The organism is Nonomuraea sp. NPDC049028, from assembly GCF_043197735.1.
GTDB lineage: Bacteria > Actinomycetota > Actinomycetes > Streptosporangiales > Streptosporangiaceae > Nonomuraea.
The window spans coordinates 174,669-190,836 of the sequence record NZ_JBICTR010000013.1 but is presented as its reverse complement, the minus strand read 5'-3'; the positions used below and the strand labels follow the sequence as shown (position 1 = coordinate 190,836).

Annotated in this window: 12 protein-coding genes; 6 read left to right on the top strand and 6 right to left on the bottom strand. The window is 70.3% G+C overall.

Features of this window, described 5'->3' with window-relative positions:
• Positions 1-75 precede the first annotated feature (75 nt).
• The gene (locus ACGFJ2_RS44260; protein WP_393478795.1) at positions 76-3,072 is read right to left on the bottom strand and encodes a BTAD domain-containing putative transcriptional regulator; all 2,997 of its coding nucleotides are present in this window, start codon (positions 3,070-3,072) and stop codon (positions 76-78) included.
• Positions 3,073-3,247: 175 nt separating this feature from the next.
• Between ACGFJ2_RS44260 and ACGFJ2_RS44255 the strand changes: the two genes are divergently transcribed.
• Positions 3,248-4,978: a CHAP domain-containing protein gene (locus ACGFJ2_RS44255; RefSeq protein ID WP_393478792.1), complete on the top strand. Its 1,731-nt coding sequence runs from the start codon at positions 3,248-3,250 to the stop codon at positions 4,976-4,978.
• 71 nt (positions 4,979-5,049) lie between these two features.
• Here ACGFJ2_RS44255 and ACGFJ2_RS44250 read toward each other — a convergent pair whose 3' ends face one another.
• On the bottom strand, positions 5,050-5,775 hold the full coding sequence (locus ACGFJ2_RS44250) for a TetR/AcrR family transcriptional regulator (protein WP_393478789.1): 726 nt from the start codon (positions 5,773-5,775) through the stop codon (positions 5,050-5,052).
• A 72-nt stretch (positions 5,776-5,847) separates the two neighbouring features.
• Between ACGFJ2_RS44250 and ACGFJ2_RS44245 the strand changes: the two genes are divergently transcribed.
• Positions 5,848-6,690, top strand: coding sequence for an NAD-dependent protein deacetylase (locus ACGFJ2_RS44245; RefSeq protein WP_393478787.1), 843 nt, complete (start codon positions 5,848-5,850; stop codon positions 6,688-6,690).
• Between the two features lie 21 nt (positions 6,691-6,711).
• On the opposite strand, the gene ACGFJ2_RS44240 is transcribed toward ACGFJ2_RS44245, so the two are convergent.
• Both ACGFJ2_RS44240 and ACGFJ2_RS44235 read right to left on the bottom strand, forming a co-directional pair.
• Positions 6,712-6,849: a hypothetical protein gene (locus tag ACGFJ2_RS44240; protein WP_358184390.1), complete on the bottom strand. Its 138-nt coding sequence runs from the start codon at positions 6,847-6,849 to the stop codon at positions 6,712-6,714.
• Positions 6,850-6,857: 8 nt separating this feature from the next.
• The gene (locus ACGFJ2_RS44235) at positions 6,858-7,658 is read right to left on the bottom strand and encodes a GntR family transcriptional regulator (RefSeq protein WP_393478783.1); all 801 of its coding nucleotides are present in this window, start codon (positions 7,656-7,658) and stop codon (positions 6,858-6,860) included.
• 304 nt (positions 7,659-7,962) lie between these two features.
• Here ACGFJ2_RS44235 and ACGFJ2_RS44230 point away from each other — a divergent pair, with 304 nt between their 5' ends.
• Together ACGFJ2_RS44230 and ACGFJ2_RS44225 are read left to right on the top strand one after the other, a co-directional pair.
• A complete protein-coding gene (locus tag ACGFJ2_RS44230) occupies positions 7,963-8,931 on the top strand; it encodes a nucleoside hydrolase (RefSeq protein ID WP_393478780.1) in 969 nt (322 codons plus the stop codon).
• 297 nt (positions 8,932-9,228) lie between these two features.
• Entirely contained in the window at positions 9,229-10,467 is a 1,239-nt protein-coding gene (locus tag ACGFJ2_RS44225; protein WP_393478778.1) for a cytochrome P450, read from the top strand.
• Positions 10,468-10,470: 3 nt separating this feature from the next.
• Here the strand turns inward: ACGFJ2_RS44225 and ACGFJ2_RS44220 are convergent, their stop codons facing one another.
• Positions 10,471-10,884, bottom strand: a complete 414-nt coding sequence (locus ACGFJ2_RS44220; protein ID WP_393478775.1) for an organic hydroperoxide resistance protein — start codon at positions 10,882-10,884, stop codon at positions 10,471-10,473.
• A gap of 79 nt (positions 10,885-10,963) precedes the next feature.
• Between ACGFJ2_RS44220 and ACGFJ2_RS44215 the strand changes: the two genes are divergently transcribed.
• Together ACGFJ2_RS44215 and ACGFJ2_RS44210 are read left to right on the top strand one after the other, a co-directional pair.
• Positions 10,964-11,395, top strand: a complete 432-nt coding sequence (locus tag ACGFJ2_RS44215) for a MarR family winged helix-turn-helix transcriptional regulator (protein WP_393478773.1) — start codon at positions 10,964-10,966, stop codon at positions 11,393-11,395.
• Between the two features lie 93 nt (positions 11,396-11,488).
• Complete coding sequence (locus ACGFJ2_RS44210) at positions 11,489-12,715, top strand: MFS transporter (protein WP_393478771.1); 1,227 nt, start codon at positions 11,489-11,491, stop codon at positions 12,713-12,715.
• Between the two features lie 58 nt (positions 12,716-12,773).
• Here ACGFJ2_RS44210 and ACGFJ2_RS44205 read toward each other — a convergent pair whose 3' ends face one another.
• Positions 12,774-16,133 carry a S8 family serine peptidase gene (locus tag ACGFJ2_RS44205; protein WP_393478768.1) on the bottom strand — a complete coding sequence of 1,120 codons (3,360 nt, stop codon included), beginning with the start codon at positions 16,131-16,133 and terminating at the stop codon, positions 12,774-12,776.
• Positions 16,134-16,168: the final 35 nt, after the last annotated feature.

The following is a 16,168-nucleotide window of genomic DNA, read 5'->3' as shown; positions in this document are numbered from 1 at the left end:
TTAGGGAAGGGGGCAGGTCAAGGAGAATGTTCGGTGGCGGCGCTACAAATCCTCTCCAGGAACGCACTAAGGCGGTCACTCGCCCTGTTCGCGGGTGCCGAACTCGGCGAAGACGGCGACGGCCGCGGCCCGCATGGACGCCGCCGCCGGCCCGTCTCCGGTCGCCTCGCGTACGGCGGCCAGGTCCCTCAAGGTGCGCGCCCGGAACAACGGCAGGTCCAGCTGCTCCCACAGCGCGATGGACCGGCCGAGATGCTCCTCGGCCAGGTCGTACCGGCCACGGGCCAGGTGCAGTTCGCCGATGGTCCGCTCGACGAGCGCCGTGCCGAACCTGTCGCCGTGCCGCCCGCATATCCGCAGCGCGTCGAGGAGTTCGGGCAGGATCGCGGCGTCGTCGACACCGAGCCGGATCCGGGTCTTGGCCAGGGCCTGCACGGCGTACGCGGCCATGAGCGGGTCGCCGGCCTCGCGCAGCAGGACGACCGCCCGCGCGCACAGCGCCTCCGCGCGGTCCAGCTCGCCGACGGCCCGATGCAGCAGCCCGATGGTCCGCAGCGTGATGCCCTCGCCACGCCTGCTGCCCAACCGGCGGAAGGCGGCCAGGGCGTCGTCGAGCATCACGCGTGCCGCTTCGAACTCGCCCTGTTCGAGCAGCACTGACCCGGCCAGCCGGCTGACGTCGCCCACTCCGGCGTCATCGCCGAGCGAGCGGAAGGCCTCGCCCGCCTGCCGCAGGTGGACCAGCGCCTCGACCAGGTCGCCCTGCTCCCGGCAGGCGGTGCCGATGCCGGCCACGGCCACCGCCTGCCCGCGCGTGTCACCGCCCGCGCGCAGCAGTGGAAGCGCCTGGTGGAAGAAGGCCCGCGCCTCGCGGTAGCGGTCCTGGCGGTAGCGGAGCTGGCCGAGTCCCACCAGCAGCGTGGCCTCCGCCAGCGGGTCACCGGCGCGCCGGGCCGCCGCCAGCGCCGACTCATGGGTACGCCGCCACTCCTCGAAGCGGGTGTCCAAGGAGAACGATGAGGAGCACAGGGCGGCGGCCACCTCGCAGGCCACCTCGTGCAGACCCATGGCGGCCGCCCGTTCGACGGCGACGACCAGGGCGGGACTCTCCGCGTTGAACCACGTCAGGAAGTCTCCGGCCGCCCCGTCGGTGACCTCCGGGCCGAGCGGCCTGGCCATGGCGTAGTCGCGCCGCAGGGCCAGCGCGCCCGGCGGCCGCGCGGCGGCGGCGCTGGTGAGCAGCCACAGCCATCCGCCCAGGGCACGGGTCACCGCCGCCGCGCGCTCCTCGGGCGGCTCCTGCGCCTCGGCCCGCTCGGCCGCGTACACGCGCAGCAGGTCGTGCAGCCGGTAGCGGCTCTGGCCGGCCGCGTCCACCGCGATGTGGTCGAGGAGTTGCGCGTCCAGCAGGCGCTCGAGGACCCCCTCGCCCTCGGGATCCGGTACGTCCAGGAGCGCCCCCATCACCCAGGAGGCGAAATCGGGCACTCCCAGCAGCCCGAGCAGCCGGAACGCCCGCTTCGCCGTGTCGTCGAGCCCGCGGTAGCTCAGCCCGACGCTCGCCCGTACCTCCAGGTCGCCCGCGGTGAGCTCGTCCAGGCGGCGGCGCTCGTCGGCCAGCCGCGTGGCCAGAGTCGTGAGCGGCCAGTGCGGGCGGGCCGCCAGCCGCGCGCCCGCCGTGCGCAGCGCGAGCGGCAGGTGGCCGCAGAGCCGCACGATACGCTCACTCGCCTCGTTCTCCGCATGTACCCGCTCAGTACCGGCGATACGGGCGAGCAGGTCCACGCCCGCCTCGGTGTCGAAGACGTCGAGGTCACTCACCTTCACCCCGTCCAGGCCCGCGAGCCTGCGCCGGGCGGTGATCAGTACGGCGCAGGTGGGGCTGCCCGGCAGCAGGGGGCGTACCTGCTGCTCGGTGCCCGCGTCGTCGAGCACCACGAGCAGCCGGCGGCCGGACAGGGCGCTGCGGTAGGCGTCTACGCACTCGGGCACGCTCGCCGGGACGGCCGTCGGCGGCACGCCGAGCGCCCGCAGGAAGCGCCCGAGCACCTCCAGCGCGGGTGCGGGCGAGCCGGTGACGCCGCGCAGGTCGGCGTAGAGCTGCCCGTCGGGGTAGGCCGAGGTCACCTGGTGGGCGACCTTCACCGCGAGCGCCGACTTGCCCACCCCGCCCTTGCCGGAGATGACGCACACCGTCAGCGTGTCGCTGGGGGTGGTGAGCAGCGCGGCCAATTCGCCGAGCTCCTTGTCCCGGCCGGTGAAGTCGGCGATGCCGCGAGGCAGATGCGCGGGGACCGCCTCGGGCTCGGCCTGCGGGGGCGGTGCCGAGGCTAAGGAGGGATCCGCACGTAGCACGGCCTCGTACAACTCCTGCAGCTCCGGTCCGGGATCGACGCCCAGTTCGTCGGCGAGCGCCTGCCGGGCCTCGTGATAGGCGGCCATGGCGTCGGTCTGGCGGCCCAGCCGGTAGAGGGCCTTCATGAGCTGGGCGCGCGGGCGTTCGCGGGCGGGGTGAGCCCGGACCAGTTCGGTCAGCTCGCCGACCACCTCCGCGTGCCTGCCCAGCGCCAGCTCGACGTCGAGGCGCTCCTCCAGGACGAGCAGTCTGGTCTCCTCCAGCCGCGCCGCCTCGCCGCGCAGCGCGTGGCCGATCCCGCCGAGCGCCGTCCCCCGCCACAGCGCCAGCGCCGCGCGCAGGCACTCGGCCGCGCGCTCGTGACCGCCGTCCGCCGCGTACCGGCGGCCGTCGGCGACCAGCTGCTCGAACGCCTCCACGTCGAGCTGGCCGGGCCGGAGCAGCGCGGCGTAGCCGGGCGGCCGGGTCTCGATCACCGGCTCGCCGCCGCCCTCGGCCAGCGTGCGGCGCAGTCCGTAGACGTAGGTCTGGACGAGCGCGTGGGCGCTCCTCGGCGGCTCCTCGCCCCACAGCACGTCCACCAGCCGGTCGCTGGAGACCACCTTCCCGGCGGCCAGCAGCAGAACGGTCAGGAGCGCACGAGGTTTCGGGCCGCCCAGCGGCAGGCACCGCCCGCCGTCCCAGGCTTCGACGGGACCGAGCAGACGAAACTCCATCAATCCCCCTCGGGCCCCCGGGACTTGACCTTGTACCGCAGTGATAGCACCGCGCCCACTCCAACGGAACCCGCGCCGCTACAGAAGTCGCTGGAGCCCGTTTGCAGAGAACTTGGAGCCGCCCATTTCAGCCTTTGTCACGAAGGCGCACCACCACTGCTCCGAGAGGACCACCATGACCACCTCGACCCTTCTTCGCCGCCTCAGCGGCGCGGCCGTCGCCACCGCCCTCGCAGGCGCGGGATTGATCGCCCTGACCGCCGCGCCCGCGGCCGCCGTCTCCCGCGCCGGCATCGTCTCCGTCGCACAAAGCCAGCTCGGCAACGCCTCACGCAACCACGAGGACCCGGCGGGCAGCGGCTGCAACTACTACACCGGGTACTTCCGGCCATGGAAGCCCGCCTCCGGCTGCGCCAGCAGCGACGGAGTCCAGTGGCGCGACAGCGACTGGTGCGCGGACTTCTCCAAGTACGTATGGAAGAACGCGGGAGTGCCCCACGCCGAGGTGGACGAGACCAGCGGGGGCGTGCTCACCGGCTGGGCCAGCTCGTTCAAGGACTACGGCGTCAAGTACGGCACCTGGCACACGCGAGGCAGCGGATACACGCCCCAGCCCGGCGACTCGCTCGTCTTCGACTGGGACCAGAGCGGCGACATCGACCACGTCGGCATCGTGACATCGGCGAACGCGAGCACCGTCTACACGATCGAGGGCAACAGCGGTAACCGCATCAAGGCGAACAGCTACTCGCGCGGCGACATCGACATCGTCGGCTACTCGTCCCCGGTGGACGCGGACGGAGGGGGCGGCACGCCGGCACCGGACGACTCGTCAGTGGCGACCGGGGACTTCAACGGTGACGGGCGAGCGGATGGGGTGATGGTGTATCACTTCGCCGACAATTCCATCGGCCTCTACACCTCACTCGCCGACGCCAGCGGCGGGCTCCAGGCCTTCTCCATCGGCTACTCGGTTCCGGCGGCGGCCGGGTGGGACTGGAACGCGTTCAGGCTGCTGACCGGTGACTTCAACGGCGACGGTCGCTCCGATCTGGCCATCATGTATCACCACACCGACGGCTCGATCAGCATGCACACCTCCCTCGCCGACACCAATGGCCACCTCGGCTCGTTCGCGGGCAGCTACTCCGTCCCGGCAGCGGCGGGCTGGGACTGGAACGCCATCCGACTGCTGTCCGGTGACACCAACGGTGATGGCCGGGCTGACGCAGTGATGGAGTACCACTTCGCGGACAATTCCATCGGCCTCTACACCTCGCTGGCCGACGCCAACGGCGGGCTCCAAGCCTTCTCCATCGGCTACTCCGTGCCGGCCGGAGCCGGATGGGACTGGAACGCCTTCAAGACCGTTGCGGGTGACTTCAACGGCGATGGTCGTTCCGATCTGGCGATCATGTACCGCCACTCCGATGGGTCGATCAGCATGCACACCTCGCTGGCCGACACCAGCGGCCACCTCGGCTCCTTTGTGGGTAGCTACTCCGTCCCGGCAGCCGCGGGCTGGGACTGGAACGCCATCCGACTGCTGCCCGGCGACACCAACGGCGACGGCCGAGCCGACGCGGTAATGGAATACCACTTCGCCGACAATTCGATCGGCCTGTACACCTCACTCGCCGACGCCAACGGCGGGCTCCAAGCCTTCTCCATCGGCTACTCCGTACCGAGCGGAGCCGGATGGGACTGGAACGCCTTCAAGACCATCTCGGGCGACTTCAACGGCGACCACCGCTCCGACCTGGCCATCATGTACCGCCACACCGACGGCTCCATCAGCATGCACACCTCCCTCGCCGACACCAACGGCCACCTCGGCTCCTTCGCAGGCAGCTACACCGTTCCGGCCGCCGCGGGCTGGGACTGGAACGCCATCCGCTTCGTCTGAAACCCCTGGGGGCGTGGACCAGCTTGGTCCGCGCCCCTATTTTCTTGCCACCCGTTGGTGGCTGTCGATCCTCAGGTTGTCGGGCGGAGCACCTGGTCCAGGCCGAGTGGGGTGGCCGGTGGCAGGGGGTCGGCGCCTTCGGCGCGGAACGCCTGGAGCAGGAGGGCCACCAGCCGCCGGGACGCGGCCAGCGCCGCCTCGGGCGAGTCGGTCACGATGCCGCTGTTGGCCATGAGGAGGAGCGTGAGGTCGTCCTGGACGAAGTCGGCCCGCAGTCGCCCGGCTTCCTTGGCTCGCCGGGCCAGCTCGGCGAAACCCCGCTCGGCGCATTCGCGTTCGTGCTCGAAGGCGATCGCGTCCGGGAACTTCGACAGGAACGCCGCGGTGAATCCACGGTCGACGGCCTGCATGGCGCACACCTTCTCGATGACGGAGCGGAAGCCGCGCCACGGGTCGGGGTCGGCGAGTGCGTCGTCGACCACCTTCGCGCACGCGTGGAGATCGTCCGCGAACACCTCGACGACCAGCGACTCCTTCGTGGGAAAGCGGCGGTAGAGGGTCGCGATCCCGACGCCGGAGCGCCGGGCGATCTCGACCATCGGCACGTCCAGTCCGAGCGTGGCGAAGGTCTCGCGGGCGGCCTCGAGGATGCGGTTGCGGTTGTGCCGCGCGTCGGCGCGCAACCCAGGTGCATCGGCGCGCGGCCCAGGTGCGTCGGCCCGCGGCCCAGGCGTTTCGGCGGGCTGCCCGGGTGCGTCGGCGGGCGCGTACGGCATCTGAGGCGGCTCGGTGGACATGCCTCTCACTTTAGCCCAACCGGAGGGCCCTTTCCGGTTACCGGAATACGGCGAGTCGGGCACCATGGTGCTGTGACCGAAAGTGTGGGAACCCGCGGCAGCGCGCTCGACTCCCTGATCGAGCTGGTGGCCAGGGGTGGCGTGGTGGTGCTCAGCGGGGCAGGGCTGTCGACCGAATCGGGAATCCCGGACTACCGGGGACCCACAGGTCGTGCCCGGAAGGCCGAGCCCATGACGTACCAGCGCTTCGTCGGCAGCGCCGAGGCGCGGCGGCGATACTGGGCGCGCAGCCACGCCGGCTGGCGGCAGATCGGCCGGGCCGCACCCAACGCCGGGCATCGCGCCGTGGCCGAGTTGGAACGGCGCGGGCTGATCGAGACCATCGTCACGCAGAACGTCGACGGCCTGCACCAGGCGGCCGGAGCGCGGCGGGTGATCGAGCTGCACGGCGGGCTCGACCGGGTCGTGTGCCTGTCCTGCCGCGAGCGAACCCGCCGCACGGAACTGGAGAGCCGCCTGCGATCGGCCAATCCCGGCTGGGCGGCCAGCGGGCAGATCAACCCCGACGGTGACACCGCGCTCACCGACGACCAGGTCGAAGGGTTCCAGGTGGTGGACTGCGCCGCCTGCGGCGGGCTGCTCAAGCCCGACGTGGTGTTCTTCGGCGAGAACGTACCCAGGACCCGGGTGGATGAGTGCTTCGCGCTCGTCGCGGCCGCGCGGGCGCTCCTGGTCCTCGGATCGTCGCTGACCGTACGGTCCGGCCTGCGATTCGTCAGCAAGGCAGCCGCGCTCGGCATCCCGATCGCCATCGTGAACCAGGGGCCGACCGGCGGCGACGCCCAGGCCGCACTCACCCTGGACGCACCCCTCGGCGCGACCCTGACCCACCTCACCACCCGACTGTCAACTTGACCCGGCTCTGAAGGGCCCGCTTCATCTGTCAAACGGATGCGCCGCCTCGGGACGGAAGGTGATCGGCTTCGCTACGCGATCAACACCATCGTCGGCGAGATCGGCCGCTGGCGCCGCGGGGGCGGCCTTGAGCTCGTGGAAGGTCTCAATCCGATCCACGACGTGCTTCACGGTACGTGCCGGCCTTCATGGGGTGAGGGTGTGCCTCTCCCAGCGTCGCGCCTCGTCGTTCCGGGTGCGGTAGGGGTGCCGTTGGCCGGGTCGGCGCGGGCTGCGTTCGGGGAGGGGCCGGCGGTGGCGGTCGGCGAGGTGCCGAACAGGATGCGCAGCGCGGTCTTCCTGCTACTGGTGACGTGCTCGACGGCGAAGGCGGCGGCTGCCGCCGAATCGCCGGACGCGATCGCCTCGTACAGCCGGGTGTGTTCGGTGCACAGCCGTTCGGGGTCGTCGACCTGACGGAACAGCCAGTCCAGCCGACCGTGCAGGGGCTCCAGGATGGTGCCGAGGAGGTGGTTGCCGGCGATGGCCGTGATCTCGTCATGGAAGGCCACGTTGGCGTCACCGAAGTCGTCGACGTTGCTCGCCGCCGCGGCCCGGCTTGCCTTGTCGAGATGCCGCTTGAGTCGCCGCATGTCGGCCTTGCTCGCTTGCTCAGCGGCGCGGCGGGCGGTGAACGCCTCAAGCGCTTCGCGTACGTCGAAGAGTTCTTGAACGTCGGTCTGCGACAAATGCTTGACGACGACTCCCCGTCGCGGCACGACGTGGACGAAGCCCTCGGACTCGAGCATGCGCAGGGCCTCGCGCACGGGAACTCGGGATACGCCCAGTTCATCTGCGAGCTCGCGTTCGACCATCTTGCTGCCAGGCGGAAGCTGCCCCTTCACGATGCGGTTCCGGATCTCCAGCCGGACCTGATCACGCAGCGACGTATGCGCGAGACCCAGCGGCGTCTTGGGCTGACGTGACATGTTCACCCCCTTCCCTCTGGTATGCCATATCCCAGACAAACATCAATCTACCTCGAACTTCAGGCGAATACTTGACCTTCCGGAAGTTCGACCGATAGGCATACGGTATACCACCAGGAGGAGACGCTGCTGGTTCGCAACGCCCCCTGCCGGAAGTAGAGGCGTCATGAAACGGACTGGGGGTCGCCGTCGCCGCGCTCGCCACCTCGTACCTCATCCCGCGGCCCACCGCCGCCGAGATCCCCCGTCACCAATCCGCCGGCGACGGCCTGCACACCACCATCATGGAAGAGAAGGCGTACTCATGAGCCGGAAGATCATCCTCGACGTCGACACCGGGACCGACGACGCAGTAGCGATCATGTTCGCGGCGTTGCATCCGGAACTCGACCTGATCGGCGTCACCACCGTCAACGGCAACGTGCCGCTGGAGAACACCACGGACAACACGCTGCGCGTACTCGACTGGATCGGCAGGTCGCAGATCCCGGTCTTCGCCGGACTCAGCCGTCCCATCGCAAGGCTCGGCTTCCCCTCCACCAAGCACTTCGAGCGGGACTCCGACAACGACCCACACGGCAGCGCCCTGTCGATCCCGCCACCGCGCAGCACGCGCCAGGACACCGGGGCCGTCGAGTTCCTGGTCGAGACGCTTCGGGCGACAACCGAACAGATCACTCTGGTACCGGTCGGACCGCTGAGCAACATCGCCACCGTCCTCGCCATCGATCCATCCCTGACAGAAGCGGTCGACGAACTGGTGGTCATGGGTGGCGGCCATGCGGTGACCAACGTGACCGCATCGGCCGAGTTCAACATCTGGGCCGACCCCGAGGCCGCGAGCGTGGTCCTTTCCGCGGGATTCGCCCGCACCACCCTGGTGCCGCTCGACGCCACCCACCAGGCGCTGGTCACAAGAAGCACCTGCCTCAAGCTGGAGAAGTCGGGGACACCCGCCGGAATCGCCGCCTCCCGGTTCATCTCGCGGCGGATCTCCGCTTACCACGGCGTCGTGTCCGCCGAGGACGCCGCACCGGTGCACGACGTGGTCTGCACCGCCTACCTCGTCCAGCCCCAGGTCATCACCACACGGAGCGTGCACGTCGCCGTCGAGACCACCGATTGCCTTACCGTCGGCCGGACCGTGATGGACACCCGGCTCGGCGCGGCCCAGAAGCCCAACGCCGACGTCGCCTTTGGAGCAGACGCCAAACTCCTGGCGGAGCTACTGCTCGAGGTCTTCACCCATCATGGCAGCGGCGCACCCGCCTGAGAGACTCTCGCTTCCCCCTCATCGCACCCGACCGGCAAGCCGGTCGTGTGCGAACATCGCCGGGTATCGGCTCGGCAACATCCCCGCTTTCGCGCGTTGTCGCAACCGCGGCACCCGCGGGTGTGGTGGCCGGTGGGGGTGAACGCCGCCGTGCCGAGCCACGCCGTTTCACCGGTCAGAACGGTGTGGCGCGGTCGGTAAGTGTTGCGGGTCCTGGGGTGACGTCTAACTCATCTTTTCCGGATCTTGCCCATCGCGGACAGTTGGGAGGACATTTCACTTTTTGGAGGCCTCTCAGTGACTACCTCTCCGCTACGAATCCCGGTTCCCGGTGAGCGGGCATCCAGCACGATTCATCGCTTTCGGGATGAGCACGGGCCAGTGGTCCCCATCGAGCTCCCGGGCAAGGTCAAAGCGTGGGCCGTGACCTCGTACGACATGGTGAACGAGGTCCTATCCAACGACGACACGCTCTTCAGCAAGAACGCCCGGAACTGCCCCGCGCTGCACGACGGCACCATCCCTCCTGACTGGCCGCTGCGGCAGGTCATCGAGGGCGATCACCTGCTGACCCAGGACGGGGCGGACCACCGGCGGCTGCGGGGCCTCATCAACCGGGCCTTCACCCCGGCACGCGTGCAGGGTCTCGCCGCCCGCGTCCAGGAGATGACGGACGAACTCCTCGACCAGCTGCGCGACGATGGCGAGGTGGTGGATCTCGTCCGCTACTTCACCGAGCCGTTGCCGGTCAACGTGATCTGCGAGCTGTTCGGCGTGCCCGAGGAGGAGCGCTACCAGATCCGCGAGTGGACGAATGTGCTCCTGTCCCACACCGCCACCCCGGAGGAAGCCGGCACGGCCGGGGCCGGCCTGCTCGGTTACCTGGCCAGGTTCATCGACCGCAAGCGCGGCGACATGGGGGACGATCTCACCTCCGGGCTCATCCGGGCGCAGGAGGACGACGGGGACCGGCTGACCGACGACGAGATGGTGGGGATCCTGTGGCTGGTGCTGATCGCCGGCCACGAGACCACCGTGCACCTGCTCGCCAACACGGTCATCGCCTTGTGCGCGGACCGGGACCAGCTCGCCCTGGCGGGTACGCGGGACGCCTGGGCGCAGGTGGTCGAGGAGGGGTTACGCAGCCGGAACTCGGTGATCAACGTCATGTTCCGCTACCCGCTGAAGGACGTGCGCCTCGGCGAGGTGACGATCCCGGCCGGGGAGCCGATCATGGTCGGGATCGGCGGCACGGGGACGGATCCGGCCAGGTTCGGCGGGGACGCCGGGCGCTTCGACATCGCGCGCGGCCAGGAGACGCATCTGGCGTTCGGCCGCGGGCCGCACTTCTGCCTGGGCGCGCCGCTGGCCAGGCTCGAGGCCCGCATCGCGCTGTCCTCGCTGTTCGGCAGGTTCCCCGAGCTGCGTCTGGCGGTCGGGGAGGATCAGATCGTCTACAGCTCGTCGTTCATCACCGAAGGACCGACGGTGCTGCCGGTGGTGCTCGGGCCCGCCAAGGACGGAAGTCGCCGGTAGGACCTATTCGATGACGAGGGTCACCGGGATGTTGCCGCGGGTGGCGTTGGAGTACGGGCACACCTGATGCGTGGCCTCCACCAGGGCGCGGCCGGTCTCACCCTGCAGGTGGTCGGGGAGCTCGACGCGGAGCGCGACCTCCAGGGTGAAGCCGCCGTCGTCGTTGGGGGCCAGGCCCACTTCGGCGGTGACGGACGCCTGTTCGGCCTCCACCTTCATGCGCTTGGCCACCAGGGCGAGGGCGCTGGCGAAGCAGGCGGCGTAGCCCGCGGCGAAGAGCTGCTCGGGGTTGGTGCCGGCGCCGGCCCCGCCCAGCTCCTTCGGCGGGGAGAGCGTGACGTCCAGGCGCCCGTCGGAGGAGACGGCGCGGCCCTCACGGCCCGTCGCGGTGGCAATGGCGGTGTAGAGGGTGCTCATGATCGCTCCTAATCGATTGCGTACAACTTGATTGTGCACAATTTAATTGCCTGCCGTCAACCCCGGGTATGCTGGGGTCATGAACGCGTTGCTGCTGGAGAACCAGGTGTGCTTCGCCGTGCACGCCGCGTCCCGCGCACTCGACGGCTTCTACCGGCGCGAGCTGGCGGAGCTGGGGCTGACCTACCCGCAATATCTGGTGATGCTGGTGCTGTGGGAGCGGGAGCCGGTGACGGTCAAGGAGCTGGGAGTGGCGTTGCGGCTCGACTCCGGCACCCTGTCACCGCTGCTCAAGCGACTGGAGGCGACCGGGCTCGTCCAGCGGGAGCGCAATGCCGGCGACGAGCGCTCCGTGGTGGTGCGGCTGACCGGCGCGGGCGCGGAGCTGCGGCAGTCGGCCCTGCGGGTGCCCGAGCACGTGCTCGGCGCCACCGGGCTGCGCATGAGCGAGCTGGCCGACCTGCAGCGTACGCTCGGCCGAATGACCCAATCCCTGACCGAAGCCACCTGAGGTAGCCTCTCCGGACGAATCGTCGAACAGTCCCGAGTACCACCGGCTGGTCTGTATGAAGAATGCGGAACGCCCGCATCACCGGAGGTCGCCTTGGGGAGTACGTACACGCTCGACGTCAGGAAGACCGCGACCCTCACCGTCGGCCTGCTCATGGGAGTCTGGGTCGTCGACTACATCGACCGGGTGATGATGGCGGTCGCGCTGCCGTTCATCGGGGCGGAGTTCGCGCTCACCAAGACCGAGCAGGGCGCACTGATCACCGTGTTCGCCCTGGTCTACCTGCTGTGCCAGATCCCCGGCGGGCTGCTGGCCGACCGGGTCGGGGCACGCAGGCTGCTCGTCGTCTCGCTCGCGCTGTGGTCGGCGTTCACCGCGCTGACCGGCCTGGCGTGGGGGCTGGGCGCGTTGCTGGTGATCCGGGCGCTGTTCGGCGTGGGGCAGGGGATCTTCCCCGGCGCGTCCTTCAAGGCGCTGTCCGAGCGGACCACGCCCGCCCGGCGGGCCACGGCGGCGGGCACGATGCTGGCCGCCACCCAGCTGGGCGCGGGCCTGGCGCCGCTGGTCGTGGCGCCGCTGCTGCTGGCGTTCGGGTGGCGGCCCACGTTCTGGGTGACGGCGGCCGTGGGCGCGCTGATCGGGCTGCTGCTGTGGGCGCTGCTCCCCCCGCCCCTGCCCGCCGAGCTGAACGGCTCCGGCGACCTGACCCGCCCCGCTCCCCCGCCCGCGTCCGTGCTGCGGGCGCCGGCGGTGTGGAAGTTCGCGGCGCTGTTCTGCGCGACCAACATGCTCGGGTACGGGATGATCACCTGGGTCCCCAGCTACCTGCTGGAGGCGCGCGGCGTCTCACTGCTGAACACGGGCCTGTACGCGGCCATCCCCGGCTTGGTGATGACCGTGACGATCATCCTCGGCGGCTGGCTGTTCGACCGCTACTTCCACGACCGGGGCCGGCTCTTCGTCATCCCGCTGCTGCTCTGCACCGCCGTGCTGCTGGTGCTGATGCTGCGCGCGGAGACCGCGGCCGGGTTCACGCTGTTCCAGACGCTGGCCATGGCGGTGGCCGGGCTGTCGATGATGGGGATCCTCGGCATGCCGGTACGCGCGCTGCCGCCCGCGGTGATCGGCTCGGGAATGGGAGTGGTCAACGTCGGCGGGCAGGTGGCGGGCGTCCTCGCGCCGGTGCTGATGGGGTGGCTGGTCGACCATTACTCCTATACCGCCGCGTTCGGGCTGCTGATCGGCACCACGGTGCTGGGCGCGCTGATCGCGATGGTCGTACCGCAGCGGGTCGACCAGTTCCACCTGACGGCCGCCTGATCAGGACACGAAGACGCCCCGCCGCGCCTGTGCGGGCGGGGCGGGGCGTCCGTGCGGGCTACTTGATCTTGTAGGCCCTGGTGATGGTCTCGGCGAACCCGTTGCCGCCTGTGTCGACGGCCTTGACTCGCAGCGAGGCGAACTTGCCGCGCGCGCTGATCGGGTGCCAGGTCTCAGCGGCCCAGGTGCCCTGGGCCGACGGGTGCACCAGCGTGGGCAGCCAGGTGCGGCCGTCGTCGTAGGAGATCTCCACGGTGAGCGTACGCAGCTTCAGATCGGGCGAGCCGTTCTGACGCTGGACGCGCAGCGGGATGCGCGCGAGCCCGGCCGCGGCCCGGTTGCGATCGTCCAACTCCGGCTTGATCGCGAGGGTCAGCAGCGGCAGCACCTGCCGCTTGCCCGGCTGAGGCGTCTTCGACCTGAATTTCCACTCGGCACTGACCCGCGTGGACACCTGGGTCTGGGCCGGCACACGGTCGGCCGTCATGGTCAGCCGGTACTCGCTCTCCTTCGTCTCCGCGGGCGCGTCGACCGTGCCGGGCAGGTAGTCGGCGGCGTAGATCTCCTTGCCGTCCCGGTAGAGCCGGGCCTGCGGAGCGGTGTACTCGCCGTAGGAGATGCGATCGGACGTGCCGTCCTCGAAGAGGCCGGCCGCGAACTGCAGCGTGTTCTCCTCTCGCCAGGTGTAGTCGCCGCCGGGGTTGAGCGCGGCGGCGAAGACGCCGGTGTTCCACTGGTCGTCGGTCTTCGTGCCGGCGCGGTAGACGGTGGTCTTGCCGAAGAAGAACTGGTCGGTGTCGTTCCAGCCGTCCGGCGGCGTCCGGTACTGGATGAAGGAGGGATACCAGCCGGTGTCGCCGGGCGTGTAGTACTCGGTCCGGTGGAACGGGAGCGAGAACCGGGACACCTGGCCGTACGGCGTCCACGCCAGCTCCGTCCCGTACAGCACGGGCAGGGCGAAATGCTCGCCGAACTTGACGTCGTTCTGCGTGGCATAGGTGGAATTGACCTCGGCGAGGTCGCGCCGACGCGGGCGGTAGCCGGGGTCGGCGGGGATCCGCGGCTCGGCCTTCATCAGGTGGTAGAAGTACGGGCTGTCGTCGTAGCCGCCGTCGCCCTTCGGCTTGGCCCACTGCGTCCACCGGTAGTACGCGAACTTCTTGCTCACCGTACGCGTCGTCGGGATGGCCTTGATGCCCTCGACGCGGTCCGCGCCCCACATGCCGGCCAGATCGACGTCCACGCCGAGGGGCTGGCCGTCGACGAGCTGGAGCATGCCGAGCATGCCGACGGCCAGCCGCGCGGTCGGCTCCTCCGTACGTACGTCCACCGGCTTGGCCTTGCGGGCGTCGGCGGCCACCGTACGGTCGGCGTCAAGGGTGAACTCCGGATCGGAGGACATCACCAGAGTGCCGTCGTGGTCGAACATGAGACCGACGACGGTGTAGCGGTGGCCCCTGTCCAGCCTCAGGTCCAGCGTGCCGCCGGAGATGTCGTAGTTGCGCTGCTCCTCGGTGTCGAGGTCGATCACCCCGGCGAAGGCGTTCTGGACGGGCTGCCCGTCCGTGCCGGTGTAGCGCAGCTTGAGCGCGCGCTTCTCCGGCGCGACCCGCATGCCGATGCCGGTGCGTACGGAGACGTCGGCGTTCGCGGCGATGACCGTACCGCTGAACAGGCCGGTCGGGCCCGCCGTGGCGGTCACCTTGACCTGGGCGGTGCCGTGCGCGGGCACCTCCACTGTCGTGGCGCCGAGCTTGAACGGCGTCACCACCGCGCCCTTTTCGTCCTTGGCGACAACGCTCAGGTTCAGCCGGACGGCGGCGTCGCCGTCGTTGCGGTAGGTGAGCGTCTTCTCCTTGGGCGCGGGGCTGGGCAGCTCGATGTCGCCCATGCTCAGCGCGGCGGGCTCGGCGGTGACCTGCTGAGTGACGGCGCGGGCGACGTCGACGCGGCCGGAGCCCTGGACGTAGGCGCCCAGCTCGTCGCCGGGCGCGGTGGAGGCCATCAGCGCGGCCTTGATCTGGGCGGCCTTCCAGTCGGGGTGCTGCCCGGCGACGATCGCGGCCGCTCCGGCCACGTGCGGCGTCGCCATGGACGTACCGCTCAGCGCCGTGTAGGAGTCGTCGACCGGGGAGCCGGCGGAGGTGCCCGCGGCCCGCGCGGCGACGATGTTCACGCCCGGCGCGATCAGGTCGGGCTTCACCGCGCCGTCGAACGCGCGCGGGCCCGTGCTGCTGAACTGCGCCACCGTGTCGTCGTCGCGGAAGGAGGCGCCGACCGACAGCGCGCTGTCCGCGGTGCTCGGCGAGCCGACCGTCTGCGGGCCGTCGTTGCCCGAGGCGATGACGAACAGCGTGCCGTACTTGTCCGACAGGCTGTTGACGGCCTGCTCCACCGGGTCGTCGCCGGGAGTGTCGGCCTCCCCGAGACTGAGGTTGGCGACGCGGGCGCCGTTCTCGGCCGCCCAGGTCATGGCCTGGATGATCGCCGAGTCCGGGCAGTCCCCGCTCTGCACGCAGACCTTGCCGATCAGCAGCTTGGCGCCGGGGGCGACGCCCTTGTACCGGCCGTCCGACGCGGCGCCGGATCCGGCGATCGTGGAGGCGACGTGGGTGCCGTGGCCGTTGAGGTCGCGGACGTCGGGCTCGGAGGTGAAGTTCTCCGACTTGTCCACCAGCCCCTGGAGGTCGGGATGGCCGGGGTCGTAACCGGTGTCGATCACCGCGACCTTGACGTCCTTGCCGGTCTGGCCGGCCGCCCACGCCTTGGGCGCGCCGATGTGCGGGACGCTGACGTCGAGGGACAGCTTGGCCTTGCCGTCCAGCCAGACCTTCGCGGGTGCGGCCGCCGCCCTGGCCTGCTGCCCTGTCAGGGACTTCCAGAGTGTGCCGGCCGCGGCGTGGGGCTCGCTCTGGGCGATCCCGTTGATCGCGGGCAGCGGGCGCCCGCCCGCGACGCGCAGCGTGGCGGCGGCGGTCTGGTCGAGGTACGTCACGATGAGCGGCAGCGCCGAGCTGGTGGCGTCGTCGTAGCCGAGGGCGGCGAGCCGGGTGACGTTGAACAACCGGGGGTCCAGCCGGCCCGCGGCCAGCAGCGGCAGCGCATCGACGGGGACGATGCTGAGCCCGTCCTTGGACCGGCGGTGAATGAAGTTGATCTTCTCCCGGCCGGGGCCGGACTGGACGTCCAGCTGGGTCTGCTTGTCCGGGAGCGTACGGAGGACGACCTTGTCCCCGGTGAGGAGGGTGATGGTCTTGGGCGGGCCGGCCTTCGCGGCGGACTGGGCCGCGGTCGGGGTGGCCGAAGGAGCGGGGGTCGGGGTGGCCGACGGAGCGGGCGTCGGTGCGGCCTGGGCCGGAGCGGCGGCCGCTATCAGGGCCGTGATCACGACACCCAGGAGCGCGGTTCTCTGAAGCACCTCCGCTTTCTAATTCTTTGTGACTTTTGATGACA

Excerpts from the sequence above, each read along its gene's own strand:
- ACGFJ2_RS44260 (WP_393478795.1), bottom strand. The coding sequence starts at position 3,072 with ATGGAGTTTCGTCTGCTCGGTCCCGTCGAAGCCTGGGACGGCGGGCGG.
- ACGFJ2_RS44255 (WP_393478792.1), top strand. The coding sequence starts at position 3,248 with ATGACCACCTCGACCCTTCTTCGCCGCCTCAGCGGCGCGGCCGTCGCC.
- ACGFJ2_RS44250 (WP_393478789.1), bottom strand. The coding sequence starts at position 5,775 with ATGTCCACCGAGCCGCCTCAGATGCCGTACGCGCCCGCCGACGCACCC.
- ACGFJ2_RS44235 (WP_393478783.1), bottom strand. The coding sequence starts at position 7,658 with ATGTCACGTCAGCCCAAGACGCCGCTGGGTCTCGCGCATACGTCGCTG.
- ACGFJ2_RS44230 (WP_393478780.1), top strand. The coding sequence starts at position 7,963 with ATGAGCCGGAAGATCATCCTCGACGTCGACACCGGGACCGACGACGCA.
- ACGFJ2_RS44220 (WP_393478775.1), bottom strand. The coding sequence starts at position 10,884 with ATGAGCACCCTCTACACCGCCATTGCCACCGCGACGGGCCGTGAGGGC.
- ACGFJ2_RS44215 (WP_393478773.1), top strand. The coding sequence starts at position 10,964 with ATGAACGCGTTGCTGCTGGAGAACCAGGTGTGCTTCGCCGTGCACGCC.